The sequence below is a fragment of the Bradyrhizobium sp. MOS002 genome (assembly GCF_003020115.1).
Lineage (GTDB): Bacteria > Pseudomonadota > Alphaproteobacteria > Rhizobiales > Xanthobacteraceae > Bradyrhizobium.
This window is the reverse complement of record NZ_PYFX01000001.1, coordinates 118,891-131,831: the sequence shown is the minus strand read 5'-3', so window position 1 is coordinate 131,831 and position 12,941 is coordinate 118,891. Positions and strand designations below refer to the sequence as shown.

The following is a 12,941-nucleotide window of genomic DNA, read 5'->3' as shown; positions in this document are numbered from 1 at the left end:
CTTACGCGAAACAGTGGTGGTTCCGTAACCATGCGGTTTTGCCTGGCGCGGCGGCGCAGGCATCGCAGCGGTGACGGCAGTTGCGTTGGAGTGTGTGATGAAGAGGCTCGTTGTGGGCGCAGCCGTGTTGGCTGCAGTCGGCTGGACGGCTTCGGCGAAGGCCGCCGATCTCAATTACGGGCAGCGTGCGCCCTACACGGTCAATCAGCCGCTCAACGCCTATAGCTGGGCCGGTCCGTATCTCGGTGCCAATCTCGGCTACGAATGGGGTTCGGTGAACAACAATCCGGCAAAACCGTCGGGCTTCGTCGGCGGCGTTCAAGCCGGCTACAATTTCCAGACCGGCCCGTGGGTGTTCGGCGTCGAGGGCGACATCCAGGCCGCCGGTGCCGACGACACCTTCGCGCCGTGGAAGTTCTCCAATCCGTGGTTCGGCACCCTGCGCGGCCGCGCCGGCTACGCCTTCAGCAACGTGCTGTTCTACGGCACGGCGGGCCTCGCCTTCGGCGAGCTGCGCGCGCAGACGTTCGGCTGGACCGAGTCGCACACCAGCGCCGGCTGGACCATCGGTGCCGGCGCGGAAGTTGGGTTCGCGCCGAACTGGAGCGCCAAGCTCGAATATCTCTACATCGATCTGTCGACGAGTCAGTTCGCGATTACAGGCGTGTCAAACGGCTATAGCGCCAGCGTTGTGCGCGCAGGCGTGAACTATCACTTCTGATAGCCAAGAAGAAAATACCGGACCAACCTCCCGGCCGCTTGCGGCCGGGATTTTTTTTACGCAAGGCTCGCTAGGGAAGGATGACCAAATCGACGGCCTTCGGCCCCTTGCCCTTCTTGTCCGGTTCGACTTCGAAAGTAATACGCTGTCCTTCGGCGAGGTCCTTCAGTCCGGCCCGCTCTACAGCAGTAATATGCACGAAGACGTCGCGGCCCCCGTCGTCCGGTTTGATGAATCCGTAGCCGCGCTCACCGTTGAAAAACTTGACCGTTCCCGTCATGGCCATCGGGAAACTCCCCCTCATTGCTCCTCCGTCGTGACGCAGACGCACGTCACGACATGACCGGGCCTTACGAAGCCCGGGAGCTGGCCATCCTTGGGCAGACCATTCGGTCCGACTGGATCTTTCTTAGGCCTTCACTCCGCCGCAACCATTCGCGGAAGCGGAACGTAAAGCCAGTCACTGAAACAGCATAATACGGTTCTCTGCAGATTGACTACCGCTCCTGCATATTTTTCCCAAGATGCCGGAGTGTTACGGCCTCGGCACCTCTAATCGGAATCTGGCAGCGCCACCCTGGCCGAGCGGCATTTCCAGCTCCGGCAGGATCGTCTTGAGTTCGCCGTGCAGTGTGTAAGGGGGATTGACGATCAAGAGCCCGCTGGAGGTGAGGGCTGCGCCGTCGGCTTGCGGCGCCACGCTGAATTCTAGGCGCAGGCATTTTCCCGGCGGTTTTGCTGCGGCTGCGAGCCGCGCCACTGATTGCACCAGCGTGTCGGTGGCGCGCCGGCTCTTGGCGGGATACCAGATTACGTAGATACCGGTCGGCCATTTCGCGAAAGCCGCCGAGAAGGCCTCGCCGAGCTTTTCGAACTCGTCCTTCGCCTCGAACGGCGGGTCGATCAGCACGAGCCCACGCCGTTCCTTCGGCGGCACGAAAGCCGGCAGTGCCATCCAGCCGTCGAGGTCGACCACGCGGGCCTGTTCGTCGCGGCGCAGCACGCCGATCAGCGCCTTGCGCGCCTTCGGCTCGAGCTCGCAGACCAAGAGGCGGTCCTGCGGCCTGAGCAGGCCGCGTGCGATCAGCGGCGAGCCCGGATAGGCCTTGAGCTCGCCCTTCGGATTGAAGGCGCGGACGATGTCGAGATAGGGCTTGGTCAGCGCCATGGCGTCGTTCGACAGCCGCGCCTGCATCAGCCGCGCAATGCCTGTCAGCCATTCGCCGCCGCGGCGCGCCTCGTCGCTTTCGAGATCGTAGAGGCCGGCGCCGGCATGGGTGTCGATGACGCGGAACGCGCCCGGCTTATCCTGGAGATAGGTGATGATGCGCGTCAGCACGATGTGCTTGATGACATCGGCGAAGCTGCCGGCATGGAAGGCGTGGCGGTAATTCATGCAAGAGCACTACGCCACGTGACGGCCTGAGCAAAGAGGCGCGACGCCTGGGCTACCCACCCCGGATCGGCGGCATCGTCACCTGGTCGCGACGGCAGGCGCGGCGGTCGATCTCCTCGCAGGCGCGGAATTGCAGGTCCTTGCTGAGGCAGATCCGGATTTCGGACAGCCGCGTCCGGTTGCAGGTGATCGAGACGGCGGCATTGCTGAGGCCCGGATTGGCCTTGATGAAGGCTTCCTCCACCTCCGCCGGCGCCACGGTCTTGGCCTGCGACAAATCGAGATATTCGGCCGGAATCTTGATTGCGGCGCGCGCCTTCCGGATCGTCTCGAAATAGCTGCGGTCGGCGAGCCCCGAGCAGGTGCCGTGCTTGTCCCACTCGTTGAAGATCAGCCCCGGCGCCGGCATCAGATCGAGCATGGAGGAAACGATGCTGCGGTTCAGCCGCGGCGACGGCCGCTGGCAATATTCCGGGAAACCGTTCTCATATTGCGGCCACAGACCATGGACCACGAAAGCGTAGGGCCGTCCGCTGCACTGGATCTGCGAGCGGCCGCCGCGCTCCGCCGCCTCTTCGCAGAAGGAGGGCGACCACGACAGCGACAGCACATAAAAATCGAATTCGCCGGGCGTGTTCTGCCGCTTGTCCTGGGCCTTGACGCCGCCGGCCAGCGCAGCCAGCCCGGCCGCAAGCGTCAGCGAGATCATCAGGCGGGAAAACGAATGCAATCTGGAATGAAACATGGCGACGCCCCTCAACTAGACTGTGCAGACGAGCCTAGCAGGCGATAGGAACATTTCAAGAACAAATTTCGGGCGACCGTCATCCGCCGCCTGATCGGTCCGGATCAGAACTTTTTCAATTACTGTTTGGCGGCGCGGCAGGCCGGGTTGTAGGCCCAGTTGCGGTCGAGCCCGACCACGCACCATTCGACGCCCTGGCCGTAGCCGGCGAAGCCGCCATCCTCGACGATCGAGAAGTGCACCTTGCGCATCTTGCCGTCCGTGAGCATGGCCTCGCCGGTGCAATAGCGGCGCGGGATGTTGTCGGATGCCCAGGGCCGGAACGCGGTCTCGTGAACCGCGGCGAAGCCGGTGATCTTCAACGAGGAATTCCAGAACGAGCTTTCTTTCTCCCAGAACTGGCTGGCGATCGTCGGCAGCGCCCTGTCGCATTCGGAGACATTGCCGTCATAGCGCGGCCCGCTCAGCCAGAAATTCAGCTCCAGCGGATTGGCGGCCCGGGCCTCACCCAGCGACAGCGTCCCGAACAGGAGGCCGAGCACAGCGGCAAAGCGGAGCGATTTCAGGAAGGTCGAGGCGCGCATGGATGATCCAGACAGCATGATCTGCGAAGGGCGGACGGTGCCGTGAAGGCCGGGGGAGGTCAAGTGCAGCGCGGCAACACTTGCCGACGAGTTGACCGCAATGCTGCGTTAGAGAGAGCTTCCGTTCTTTCCAGCGCCGCGCCGGCACCGTAAACTGCCGCCAACCAATCGGAGTGACGGGAATGCGAATCATTGCGGCCGCGGGCCTACTTGCCTTGGGTATGTTGGCGAGCCAGTCGGCGCGCGCCGATCTCCTTCCGGTGCCTCCGTTCAAGGGCAACGACACCGGCGGCATCATCGCCTATTCGATGGCAACCCAGGTCGATGCGCGGCAGGTCGCGGTCGATCACTGCGCGCGCTACGGCAAGGTCGCCAAATTCCTGGCGGTGCAGGCCTATGAGGGCGGCTACATCTCGTTCTCCTGCCGCTGGGTGCCCTATGGCGCCGCCGACCAGCCGATCCGCACGCTCTACTGAGGCGCTTTCGTAACGCCGCTACCTCTCAGCCGGGAGCTTTCCACATGACGCGCAAACTCGCTTTGCTCGGCTCCGCGCTTTGCCTCGTCGTGTCGGCAGGCAGCGCCCGCGCTGACGACCTGCCGGTGCGCAAGGCGGGGCTGTGGGAATTGAAGATGGTCAGGACCGGCACGCCGGTGCCCGAGATGACCATGCAGCACTGCACCGACGAGACCGTCGACAAGGAAATGAACAACAACATCTCCCCGATGGCCAAGCAGATCTGCGCCAAGCAGGACATCAAGAAGACCGCGACGGGCTATGTCAGCGATTCCGAATGCAATGTCGCCGGCATCAGCACGACCTCGCATGCTGAGATCACCGGCGATTTCAATTCGGCCTATACGGTGAAGACGTCGTCGCACGCGCAAGGCGGCGCCGCCGGCGCGGCAGGCCGCGACACGACCATGCAGCTCGAAGCGAAATGGTTGGGCGCCTGCAAGCCGGACCAGAAACCCGGCGACATCGTGATGCCCGGCGGCTTCAAGATGAACGTGCGCGACATGGATAAGCTGAAGGCGTTGTTGCCGAAGTAGGGAAATAGGCTGAGATCGTAGCCCGGATGGAGCGCAGCGAAATCCGGGGCCTTGCATCCACCGCGAAGAAAACTTCCCGGATTGCGCTTCGCTCCATCCGGGCTACATCAGCTACACCGGTATCCGCACGCTCGCCCTTAATCCCCCCATCGGACTGTCGCCTAGCGTGATGTCGCCGCCGTGCGAACGGGCGATGTCGCGGGCGATCGCGAGGCCAAGACCCGTGCCGCCTTCGTCCTGGTTGCGGGCGTTGTCCAGCCGCAAGAATGGCTTGAACACCTCTTCGCGCAAATGGGCGGGAATGCCCGGCCCGTCGTCGTCGACCGTCACGGTCAAATAGCGGTGATCGCGCTGGCCGGTAATGGCGATGCTCTTGCCGTAGCGGGCGGCGTTGGTGACGAGGTTGGCAAGGCAGCGCTTGAACGAGGCCGGCTTCACCGTGACCACGGGCAGTCCGTTGAACGCGACCGTCGCCATGTGGCCGTGGCGCTCGGCGTCGCTGCGCAGCTCCTCGAGCGCCTGGGCCATGTCGGTCGGCTGCGACTGCTCGCCGGAATCGCCGCGGGCAAACGCGAGGTAGTCCTCGAGCATCATCGACATCTCGTCGACGTCCTTGCGCATGCCCTCCATTTCCGGACTGTCGCCGATCAGCGCCAGCTCGAGCTTGAACCGCGTCAGGATCGTGCGCAGATCGTGGCTGACGCCGGCGAGCATCGCGGTGCGCTGCTCCATCGTCCGCTCGATGCGCGATTTCATTTCGAGGAAGGCGACCGACGCGCGCCGCACCTCGCGCGCGCCGCGCGGGCGGAAATTCGGCGCCTCGCGGCCCTTGCCAAAACTTTCGGCGGCGTCGGCAAGTCGCAGGATCGGCTTGATCTGGTTGCGCAGGAATAGCACCGCGACGATCAGCAGGATCGAGGACGTTCCGACCATCCAGAACAGGAAGATCTCCGAGTTCGAGGCATAGGCGGCGCTGCGCTGCGCGAACACGCGCATCACGGCGTCGTCGAGCTGGATTCGGATCTCGACGAGGTTGGAGCGGCCGACCGTGTCGATCCAGAAGGAGCGCCCGATCTGGCGGCCAAGTTGCACCGACAGCGTCTGATCGAGCAGCGAGAAGAACGGCTTTGGTCCCGGCGGCGGCATGTCGCCGGCCGGGAGGAAATCGACGACGAGGCCCAGGCGCTGCTGCGCGATGCGGCGGATCTCGTTGCGGTCCTTGTCCTGCGGATAGCCCTTGTAGACGTCGATCAGCGCAGCGATGTCCTGCACCACTGCGGCCGACAGGCGCCGTGTCACCGTGTTCCAGTGTCGCTCCATGAACACGAAGGCGACGACCGATTGCAGGATCACCATCGGCACGATCATGATCAGCAGCGCACGTGCATAGAGGCCGGTCGGCATCCAGCCCTTGAACGCATTGCCCATCCAGCCATTGGCGGCGGAGACGCGGCCGGCTGCGCTCTTCAAAAGCGTCAGGCCGGTATCGATCGTGCTCATCGGTGGCGCTTTACTGCTTTATGGAGAGGCTACCAGCCGGTAGCCGATGCCGCGCACGGCCTGGAGGAACAGCGGATTGGCGGGATCGGTCTCGATCTTGCGCCGCAGGCGGTTGATCTGCACGTCGACGGCGCGCTCGTTGACGCTGCCATTGCCAGTCAGCGCGCTGCGCGGCACGGTCTCGCCCGGTGTCTCCGACAGGATCCGCAGCATCTCGCGCTCGCGGTCGGTGAGGTGAATGACGTCTTCGCCCTGGCGCAATTCGCCGCGCTCGAGGTGGTAGATGTAAGGGCCAAACGCGATCTTCTCGATCGCAGCGGCCTGCGGCGGCGGCGCGGCGCGCTTGAGGATGTTGTTGATGCGCAGCGCAAGCTCGCGCGGCTCGAACGGCTTTGCGACGTAGTCGTCGGCGCCGATCTGCAGGCCCTCGATGCGTGCTTCGGCTTCGTGGCGCGCCGTCAGCATCACGATCGGCACCGAGGACGAGGTCCGGATGAAACGGGCGAGATCGAAGCCGGTCTCGCCGGGCATCATGACATCCAGGATCAAGAGGTCGAAGTGCAGGCCCAAAAGCTTGGAACGGGCGTCGCTGGCGCTGGCGGCGGTCGAGACACGATAGCCTTCGCCGGCAAGGAAGCGCGAGAGCAGATCGCGGATGCGGCGGTCGTCATCGACCAGCAGGAGATGCGGGGCATCGTCGGCGGGGCGGACCGGCGGGCGTGCGAGCGTGGCAGCGAGCGGCACGGTCACTCCTTGTCCTGATTGACGGTGGCAAAGATTGTCTCGAGCACCTTGTCTGGATCGTCGCGGTCGATCATCGCGCGCAGGAAGCGCTTGACGGTCTCGGCATCCTGCGGCGCCATCTCGGCGAGCGCCCTGGTAATGCGCGTGGTCTGGAGGCCGGCGAGCTTCTGCACCAGCGCCTCGCCCTTCGGTGTCGCAAACAGCAGGCGTTGGCGGCGATCATTGTCGCCGGTCTTCTGCACGATATAGCCCTCGTCCAGGAGCTGCTTGAGCACGCGGCCGAGCGATTGCTTGGTGATGCGCAGGACGTCGAGGAGGTCGGCGACCTTGAGCCCGGGATAGCGATAGACAAAGTGCATGACGCGATGATGGGCCCGGCCGAAGCCGAACGCCTCCAGCTCCTGGTCGGGATCGCCGACGAAATCGCGATAGGCGAAGAACAGCAGTTCGATGATATCCCAGCGCAAATTGCCTCCGTCGTCTGCGGCCGGCCGCGGCCCGGCAGCGTCTTGAGAAGGAGTCGCGAAATTTATGTCAGGCATATTGACGTATCTTGGTTTCAATGTTACAAAACGATCAGCCTGCACGAAACTTTAGATCGTTTCGCATCGGGTGGGGCATCGAAGCAAGGCGGCCAAAGGAGGCCGGACAGGCAGCGACGGCCGGAGCAGATCTACCGTGCGATTGTCGAACGGCATTTCGGCAAAACATACTGGACTTCCGTCTTCCGCAAAAGCATGTCCTCGGTGACATGCTGGCCACGGAAACCGGCCGTAACAAGGCTGGCGGCGGTCCGGCCAGAAACCAATCGAGCCAGCCGGGCCCAAATCGGGCAGGCGGGTGCCAGCATGGCACCGCCACCGGCAGCGGGAGGCTAAGGACATGAGCATGAAATTCGACATCCAGCCCGCATCCAATCCGGTCTCCGAGAAGGACCGGGTCGCGAAGCTGGTCGACCCCGGTTTCGGGCGGGTCTTCACCGACCACATGGCAGTGGTCCGCTACAACCAGGCCAAGGGCGGCTGGTACGAGGCGCGTGTCGAGGCCCGCGCCAATTTCCAGCTCGATCCGGCCGGCGCCGTCCTGCACTACGCCCAGGAAATTTTTGAAGGCCTCAAGGCCTACAAGCGCGACGACGGCGGCGTGAACCTGTTTCGCCCCGACGCCAATGCACGGCGCTTCAAGGACTCGGCCGACCGCATGGCGATGGCGCAGCTCCCTGAAGAGGTCTTCATCGAGGCGGTCGAGCAGGTCGTGCGCATCGATCGCGCCTGGATGCCGGGCGGCGAGGGCAGCCTTTACCTGCGCCCGTTCATGATCGCGAGCGAGACCTTCCTCGGCGTCAAGCCGTCGTCCGAATACATCTTCGCGGTGATCGCCTCGCCGGTCGGCTCCTACTTCAAGGGCGGCCCCGCGCCGGTCTCGATCTGGGTCTCCGAGAACTACACGCGCGCCGCGGTCGGCGGCACCGGCGCCGTCAAGTGCGGCGGCAACTACGCCGCAAGCCTGCGTGCGCAGGCCGAAGCGATCCAGCACGGCTGCGATCAGGTCGTCTTCCTCGATGCGATCGAGCGCAGCTACATCGAAGAGCTCGGCGGCATGAACGTGTTCTTCGTGTTCGACGACGGCTCGCTCTCGACGCCGCCGCTCGGCACCATCCTGCCCGGCATCACCCGCGACTCCATCATCGCGCTGGCGAGGGATGCCGGCAAGACCGTGCGCGAGGAGCCGTACTCGCTCGACCAGTGGCGCAAGGATGCGGCAAGCGGCAAGCTCAAGGAGGCGTTTGCCTGCGGCACCGCCGCAGTGATCTCGCCGATCGGCACGGTGCGCTCGGTGAGCGGCGATTTCGAGATCAGCGGCGGCGCCGCCGGCCCCGTCGCCATGGGCCTGCGCAAGCAGCTCGTCGACATCCAGTACGGCCGCACCAACGATCCGCACAACTGGATCAAAAAGGTGATTTGACGCCTTTCTTCCTTCTCCCCTTGTGGGAGAAGGTGGCGCGAAGCGCCGGATGAGGGGTTGCTTCCGCAAACTCAAACGCGAATTTGACTCGCGGATAGAACTCCTCACCCGTCTCGCCGCTGTCGCGGCGAGCCACCCTCTCCCACAACGGGAGAGGGGAAAAAGCGGATTGCTGGTGGCTTTTTTCGCCATGAACGCCCCGCCACGATCCCGCGACAAAGTCCCGAGATATCAAGTCATCCGGACATCGCGATCATGGCATCCACTCTTCCCCAGCCCCTGAAATGGGTCGTTCTCGCCGCAATCACCGGCGTCACCGTCTTTGGCATCCTGACCATCGGCCCCAAGCCGGAGGTCTCGGCTGAGGACCGTTCGCCCGTCGTCGACGTGCGCACCACCGATCCGGAGATGAACACCGCGATCGCGCGTGCCCGCGGCACGCTGCCGACATTTTGGACATCCTATGAGGCGCCGAAGCCGACGGAGACAGGGCATGCCCTGAAGGTGCACTTTTCGACCCGCAAAGGCGGTGAGCACATCTGGATGGCCGAGGTGAAGAAGCTACCCAACGGGGCCTATTCCGGCCTCTTCGCCAACGAGCCACGCGATCTGCCCGGCAAGCGGGCAGGCGACAAGGTCGAATTCACGGAAGCCGACATCTCGGACTGGATGTTCATGCGCAACGGCAAGATCGTCGGCGGCGAAACCATCAAGCCGACGCTGAAGTCGCTGCCGAAAGCTGACGCGGATGCCCTCCGGGCGCGGATGGAGCAGCCGTAAGGGACCACCCCGGCAGTTGCCGCATCCCGCGTCGGCTGGTAAATGCCGCGCATGGCTGAAAAACCCAAAAAACCGCAGAAATTGAAGGCACGCCTGCCGCGCGGGCTCGAGGATCGCGATCCCGCCGCGATCCGGGCGACGCGCGAGATGGTGGAGAAGATCCGCGCCGTCTACGAGCTTTACGGATTCGAGCCCGTGGAAACGCCGGCGATGGAATACACCGATGCGCTCGGCAAATTCCTGCCCGATCAGGATCGTCCGAACGAGGGCGTGTTCTCGTTTCAGGACGATGACGAGCAGTGGATCAGCTTGCGCTACGATCTGACCGCGCCGCTCGCACGCTATGTCGGCGAGCGATACGGGACCGACGCTCTGGTCCTGCCCTATCGCAGCTACCGCGTCGGCTACGTGTTCCGCAACGAAAAGCCCGGCCCCGGCCGCTTCCGCCAGTTCATGCAGTTCGATGCGGACACGGTCGGCTCGGCGACGCCGGCGGCTGATGCCGAGATCTGCATGATGGCGGCCGACACGATGGAGGCGCTGGGCATCGCACGCGGCTCCTATGTCGTGAAGGTGAACAACCGCAAGGTGCTCGACGGTGTTCTGGAAGCCATCGGGCTCGGTGGCGAAGAAAACGCAGCGCGCAGGCTGATCGTGCTGCGCGCAATCGACAAGCTCGACAAATTTCCTGCCGACGAAGTGCGAAAATTGCTCGGTCCCGGCAGATGGGATGGTGGCGAAGAAGGCAAGGGCGACTTCACCAAGGGCGCCAACCTGAACGCGTCGGAGGCCGACGTTGTTCTCGCCATCACCAAGCCGCGCGAGGATTGGAAAGAGGCGATCGCCGCGGCGGAAACCTATCTCGCCAAGAGCGAAGTCGGTCAAGCCGGCGTGAGCGAGCTGGAAGAGATCGCCAAACTGGTGACGGCGTCGGGTTACGGCGCAGACCGCATCAAGATCGATCCCTCCGTGGTGCGCGGCCTCGAATACTACACCGGCCCCGTCTACGAGGTCGAACTGCTGCTCGACACCAAGGACGAGAAAGGCCGCCCCGTGCGGTTCGGCTCGGTCGGCGGTGGCGGGCGCTATGATGGCCTCGTCTCGCGCTTCCGCGGTGAGCCGGTGCCGGCGACCGGTTTCTCGATCGGCGTGTCGCGGCTTCAGGCGGCGCTGACGCTGCTCGGCAAGCTCGACACGAAGCCCGGGTTCGGCCCCGTCGTCGTCACCGTGTTCGACCGCGACCGCGTCGCCGACTACCAGAAGATGGTCGCATCGTTGCGAACCGCCGGCATTCGTGCCGAGCTGTATCTCGGCAATCCCAAGAACATGGGCAACCAGCTCAAATATGCCGACCGCCGCAATGCGCCTTGCGTCATCATCCAGGGTTCGGATGAAAAAGCGCGTGGCGAGGTGCAGATCAAGGATCTGATCGAAGGCGCGAAGGCGGCGGCCGCGATCGCTTCCAACCAGGAATGGCGCGAGAGCCGCCCGGCGCAGTTCTCGTGCAGCGAGGCCGACCTCGTCGCCAAAGTACGCGAGGTGCTGGCGCGCCATGACGTGAGCTGGGGCTAGCTATTCGCTTGCGCGCCATGCCCGGGCTTGTCCCGGGCATCCACGTCCTGTTTGATGACGACCGTCAATGGCCGGTGTTCGGCCCCAAGGGAGAGAAAAATGCCTGAGATCACTGTCAGCATGGCCATGGGCCGCACCGACGAGCAGAAGGCCGGCATGATGCGCGACATCACCCAGGCGCTGGTAAAGAATCTCGGCGTCGATGCCGATGCGGTCGTCATCCAGATCAACGAAGCCCCGCTTGCCCACAAGATGAAGGGCGGCAAGACCTTCGTGGAGCGCGCGGCGGCTGCGAAGAAGTAGCCACACCTATAGCAACATACACCGCCGTCGTCCCGGCGAAGGCCGGGACCCATAGCCACAGGCCTTGCATTGTTGCGCGAGCTGTCAATCGCAAGTCTTCGCCAAATTCGATTCGGTGGTTATGGGTCCCGGCCTTCGCCGGGACGGCACCATTAGTGAGGCGAGCTATGGACGCACGTGACTTCATCAAGGTCGGCATGAGCGCCGAGCGCACGCTGGTGGTGCCGGTGGAGCGCACGGTCGGGCATTTCGTGCCCGGCATGCCGATGGTCTATGCGACCCCGATGATGATCCTGGAAATGGAGATGACATCGGGCGATGCGATCCGCGCCGCGCTTCAACCGGGCTGGGTCACGGTCGGCACCGAGGTCGATATCCGTCATCTCGCAGCAGCTCTCGTCGGCGCGACGGTGCGGACCAGCGCGAAGGTTTTCGCAGTCGAGCGCCGCGTCATCCGCTTCGAGGTCGAGGCCTTCGAGGGCACGCGAAAACTCGGCGAAGGCCGCCACGCACGCGGGCTCGTCAATGTCGAGATGTTCAACAGGCGGCTGGGCGCGACGTAGGAGCCGCTTGCTCTGCCCTCATCCTGAGGAGACCGCGCAGCGGTCGTCTCGAAGGATAGCCACAGGCGAGCCGGGCCTGCATGATTCGAGACGGCGCTTTGCGCCTCCTCACCATGAGGATCAGCTACTTCGCCAATTCCTTCGACCGCTGCGTCGCCGCCGCGATCGCGCGGATCATCAGATCGCGCAGGCCGGGCTCGCCCATCAGCACGCCGAGCGCCGCGGCCGTGGTGCCGCCTGGCGAGGTGACGTTCTGGCGCAGCGTGCCGGAGGCAAGCTCCGACTGGTGCAGAAGTTCACCCGAGCCGGCGACGGTTTCGCGCGCGAGTTTCGTCGCCAGCGCCTCGGGCAAGCCGGCCTCGACGCCGGCGCGCGCGAGCTCTTCGGCCAGCAAAAACACATAGGCCGGCCCCGAGCCGGACACCGCGGTCACCGCGTCCATCAGGCTCTCATCGTCGACCCATTCGACCGAGCCGGTGGCGCGCAGCAGCGCATCGGCCACCGCGCGTTGCTGTGCGCTGACATTGTTCGCGGCGACAGCCACCGTGATGCCCCGACCGATCGCGGCCGGCGTGTTCGGCATCGCGCGCACCACCGCGCCGCCACAGACCTCTTCGAGCGAGGCGATCGTGGTTCCCGCCATGATCGACACCACCGAGGTCTTGTCCGAGACGAACGGCTTCAGCTTGGCGCCGGCCTCGCGGAACATTTGCGGCTTCACCGCGACGACGAGCGTCTCGACCTGGCCCGCCGTCGTCACGTCCGGATTGAGCGCAACACCCTTGGCGGCAAGTGCGGTGATCTCAGCCGAGATGTGCGGATCAATCACCGCGACGCGGCGCGGATCGAGCCCGCCCGAAAGCCATCCGGTCAGCATCGCGCCGCCCATCTTGCCGGCGCCGGCGAGCAGGATGGTGCCGGTGATGTTCTCGAGAGTGCTGTTGCTCGTCATAGCCGTCGCCACAAACTCAGTGTCGTCCCGGCGAAGGCCGGGACCCATAACCACAACTGGTTTTA

General features: G+C 64.4%; 16 protein-coding genes. 8 read left to right on the top strand and 8 right to left on the bottom strand.

Annotated elements, in window-relative coordinates; genetic code table 11:
• Positions 1 to 97: 97 nt before the first annotated feature.
• On the top strand, positions 98 to 721 hold the full coding sequence (locus C7G41_RS00715; protein ID WP_199198056.1) for an outer membrane protein: 624 nt from the start codon (positions 98 to 100) through the stop codon (positions 719 to 721).
• A 70-nt stretch (positions 722 to 791) separates the two neighbouring features.
• Here C7G41_RS00715 and C7G41_RS00710 read toward each other — a convergent pair whose 3' ends face one another.
• From C7G41_RS00710 to C7G41_RS00695, 4 genes are all read right to left on the bottom strand, one after another.
• Entirely contained in the window at positions 792 to 1,007 is a 216-nt protein-coding gene (locus C7G41_RS00710) for a cold-shock protein (protein ID WP_007614865.1), read from the bottom strand.
• Between the two features lie 249 nt (positions 1,008 to 1,256).
• Complete coding sequence (locus tag C7G41_RS00705; protein WP_106940787.1) at positions 1,257 to 2,117, bottom strand: 23S rRNA (adenine(2030)-N(6))-methyltransferase RlmJ; 861 nt, start codon at positions 2,115 to 2,117, stop codon at positions 1,257 to 1,259.
• A 52-nt stretch (positions 2,118 to 2,169) separates the two neighbouring features.
• Positions 2,170 to 2,862 (bottom strand): ribonuclease T2, encoded by a 693-nt coding sequence (locus tag C7G41_RS00700; protein WP_106940786.1) that lies wholly within the window; start codon positions 2,860 to 2,862, stop codon positions 2,170 to 2,172.
• A gap of 119 nt (positions 2,863 to 2,981) precedes the next feature.
• Positions 2,982 to 3,446 (bottom strand): hypothetical protein, encoded by a 465-nt coding sequence (locus C7G41_RS00695; RefSeq protein WP_106940785.1) that lies wholly within the window; start codon positions 3,444 to 3,446, stop codon positions 2,982 to 2,984.
• 182 nt (positions 3,447 to 3,628) lie between these two features.
• Here C7G41_RS00695 and C7G41_RS00690 point away from each other — a divergent pair, with 182 nt between their 5' ends.
• On the top strand, positions 3,629 to 3,922 hold the full coding sequence (locus C7G41_RS00690) for a hypothetical protein (RefSeq protein ID WP_106940784.1): 294 nt from the start codon (positions 3,629 to 3,631) through the stop codon (positions 3,920 to 3,922).
• A 44-nt stretch (positions 3,923 to 3,966) separates the two neighbouring features.
• Positions 3,967 to 4,497: a DUF3617 family protein gene (locus C7G41_RS00685; RefSeq protein WP_106940783.1), complete on the top strand. Its 531-nt coding sequence runs from the start codon at positions 3,967 to 3,969 to the stop codon at positions 4,495 to 4,497.
• Positions 4,498 to 4,608: 111 nt separating this feature from the next.
• Here the strand turns inward: C7G41_RS00685 and C7G41_RS00680 are convergent, their stop codons facing one another.
• The 3 genes from C7G41_RS00680 to C7G41_RS00670 are packed head-to-tail and all read right to left on the bottom strand — an operon-like array spanning position 4,609 to position 7,283.
• Positions 4,609 to 5,997, bottom strand: a complete 1,389-nt coding sequence (locus C7G41_RS00680; RefSeq protein WP_106940782.1) for an ATP-binding protein — start codon at positions 5,995 to 5,997, stop codon at positions 4,609 to 4,611.
• Positions 5,998 to 6,015: 18 nt separating this feature from the next.
• A complete protein-coding gene (locus C7G41_RS00675) occupies positions 6,016 to 6,747 on the bottom strand; it encodes a response regulator (protein WP_106940781.1) in 732 nt (243 codons plus the stop codon).
• Positions 6,744 to 7,283: a MarR family winged helix-turn-helix transcriptional regulator gene (locus tag C7G41_RS00670; RefSeq protein ID WP_199198055.1), complete on the bottom strand. Its 540-nt coding sequence runs from the start codon at positions 7,281 to 7,283 to the stop codon at positions 6,744 to 6,746. The genes C7G41_RS00675 and C7G41_RS00670 overlap by 4 nt, the downstream gene beginning before the upstream one ends.
• A gap of 340 nt (positions 7,284 to 7,623) precedes the next feature.
• Here C7G41_RS00670 and C7G41_RS00665 point away from each other — a divergent pair, with 340 nt between their 5' ends.
• The 5 genes from C7G41_RS00665 to C7G41_RS00645 all read left to right on the top strand — a co-directional run bounded on the left by C7G41_RS00665 (position 7,624) and on the right by C7G41_RS00645 (position 11,924).
• A complete protein-coding gene (locus C7G41_RS00665) occupies positions 7,624 to 8,706 on the top strand; it encodes a branched-chain amino acid aminotransferase (protein ID WP_106940779.1) in 1,083 nt (360 codons plus the stop codon).
• A gap of 255 nt (positions 8,707 to 8,961) precedes the next feature.
• Positions 8,962 to 9,486, top strand: a complete 525-nt coding sequence (locus C7G41_RS00660; RefSeq protein ID WP_106940778.1) for a YegJ family protein — start codon at positions 8,962 to 8,964, stop codon at positions 9,484 to 9,486.
• A gap of 51 nt (positions 9,487 to 9,537) precedes the next feature.
• On the top strand, positions 9,538 to 11,058 hold the full coding sequence (gene hisS, locus C7G41_RS00655) for a histidine--tRNA ligase (protein ID WP_106941439.1): 1,521 nt from the start codon (positions 9,538 to 9,540) through the stop codon (positions 11,056 to 11,058).
• 54 nt (positions 11,059 to 11,112) lie between these two features.
• Positions 11,113 to 11,361, top strand: a complete 249-nt coding sequence (locus C7G41_RS00650; protein ID WP_106940777.1) for a tautomerase family protein — start codon at positions 11,113 to 11,115, stop codon at positions 11,359 to 11,361.
• A gap of 167 nt (positions 11,362 to 11,528) precedes the next feature.
• Complete coding sequence (locus C7G41_RS00645; RefSeq protein WP_106940776.1) at positions 11,529 to 11,924, top strand: thioesterase family protein; 396 nt, start codon at positions 11,529 to 11,531, stop codon at positions 11,922 to 11,924.
• Between the two features lie 124 nt (positions 11,925 to 12,048).
• Here C7G41_RS00645 and proC read toward each other — a convergent pair whose 3' ends face one another.
• A complete protein-coding gene (proC, locus tag C7G41_RS00640; protein ID WP_199198054.1) occupies positions 12,049 to 12,876 on the bottom strand; it encodes a pyrroline-5-carboxylate reductase in 828 nt (275 codons plus the stop codon).
• Positions 12,877 to 12,941: the final 65 nt, after the last annotated feature.

Excerpts from the sequence above, each read along its gene's own strand:
- proC (WP_199198054.1), bottom strand. The coding sequence starts at position 12,876 with ATGACGAGCAACAGCACTCTCGAGAACATCACCGGCACCATCCTGCTC.
- C7G41_RS00665 (WP_106940779.1), top strand. The coding sequence starts at position 7,624 with ATGAGCATGAAATTCGACATCCAGCCCGCATCCAATCCGGTCTCCGAG.
- C7G41_RS00710 (WP_007614865.1), bottom strand. The coding sequence starts at position 1,007 with ATGGCCATGACGGGAACGGTCAAGTTTTTCAACGGTGAGCGCGGCTAC.
- C7G41_RS00670 (WP_199198055.1), bottom strand. The coding sequence starts at position 7,283 with ATGCCTGACATAAATTTCGCGACTCCTTCTCAAGACGCTGCCGGGCCG.
- C7G41_RS00660 (WP_106940778.1), top strand. The coding sequence starts at position 8,962 with ATGGCATCCACTCTTCCCCAGCCCCTGAAATGGGTCGTTCTCGCCGCA.
- C7G41_RS00705 (WP_106940787.1), bottom strand. The coding sequence starts at position 2,117 with ATGAATTACCGCCACGCCTTCCATGCCGGCAGCTTCGCCGATGTCATC.
- C7G41_RS00645 (WP_106940776.1), top strand. The coding sequence starts at position 11,529 with ATGGACGCACGTGACTTCATCAAGGTCGGCATGAGCGCCGAGCGCACG.
- hisS (WP_106941439.1), top strand. The coding sequence starts at position 9,538 with ATGGCTGAAAAACCCAAAAAACCGCAGAAATTGAAGGCACGCCTGCCG.
- C7G41_RS00685 (WP_106940783.1), top strand. The coding sequence starts at position 3,967 with ATGACGCGCAAACTCGCTTTGCTCGGCTCCGCGCTTTGCCTCGTCGTG.
- C7G41_RS00695 (WP_106940785.1), bottom strand. The coding sequence starts at position 3,446 with ATGCGCGCCTCGACCTTCCTGAAATCGCTCCGCTTTGCCGCTGTGCTC.
- C7G41_RS00690 (WP_106940784.1), top strand. The coding sequence starts at position 3,629 with ATGCGAATCATTGCGGCCGCGGGCCTACTTGCCTTGGGTATGTTGGCG.
- C7G41_RS00700 (WP_106940786.1), bottom strand. The coding sequence starts at position 2,862 with ATGTTTCATTCCAGATTGCATTCGTTTTCCCGCCTGATGATCTCGCTG.
- C7G41_RS00650 (WP_106940777.1), top strand. The coding sequence starts at position 11,113 with ATGACGACCGTCAATGGCCGGTGTTCGGCCCCAAGGGAGAGAAAAATG.
- C7G41_RS00715 (WP_199198056.1), top strand. The coding sequence starts at position 98 with ATGAAGAGGCTCGTTGTGGGCGCAGCCGTGTTGGCTGCAGTCGGCTGG.
- C7G41_RS00680 (WP_106940782.1), bottom strand. The coding sequence starts at position 5,997 with ATGAGCACGATCGATACCGGCCTGACGCTTTTGAAGAGCGCAGCCGGC.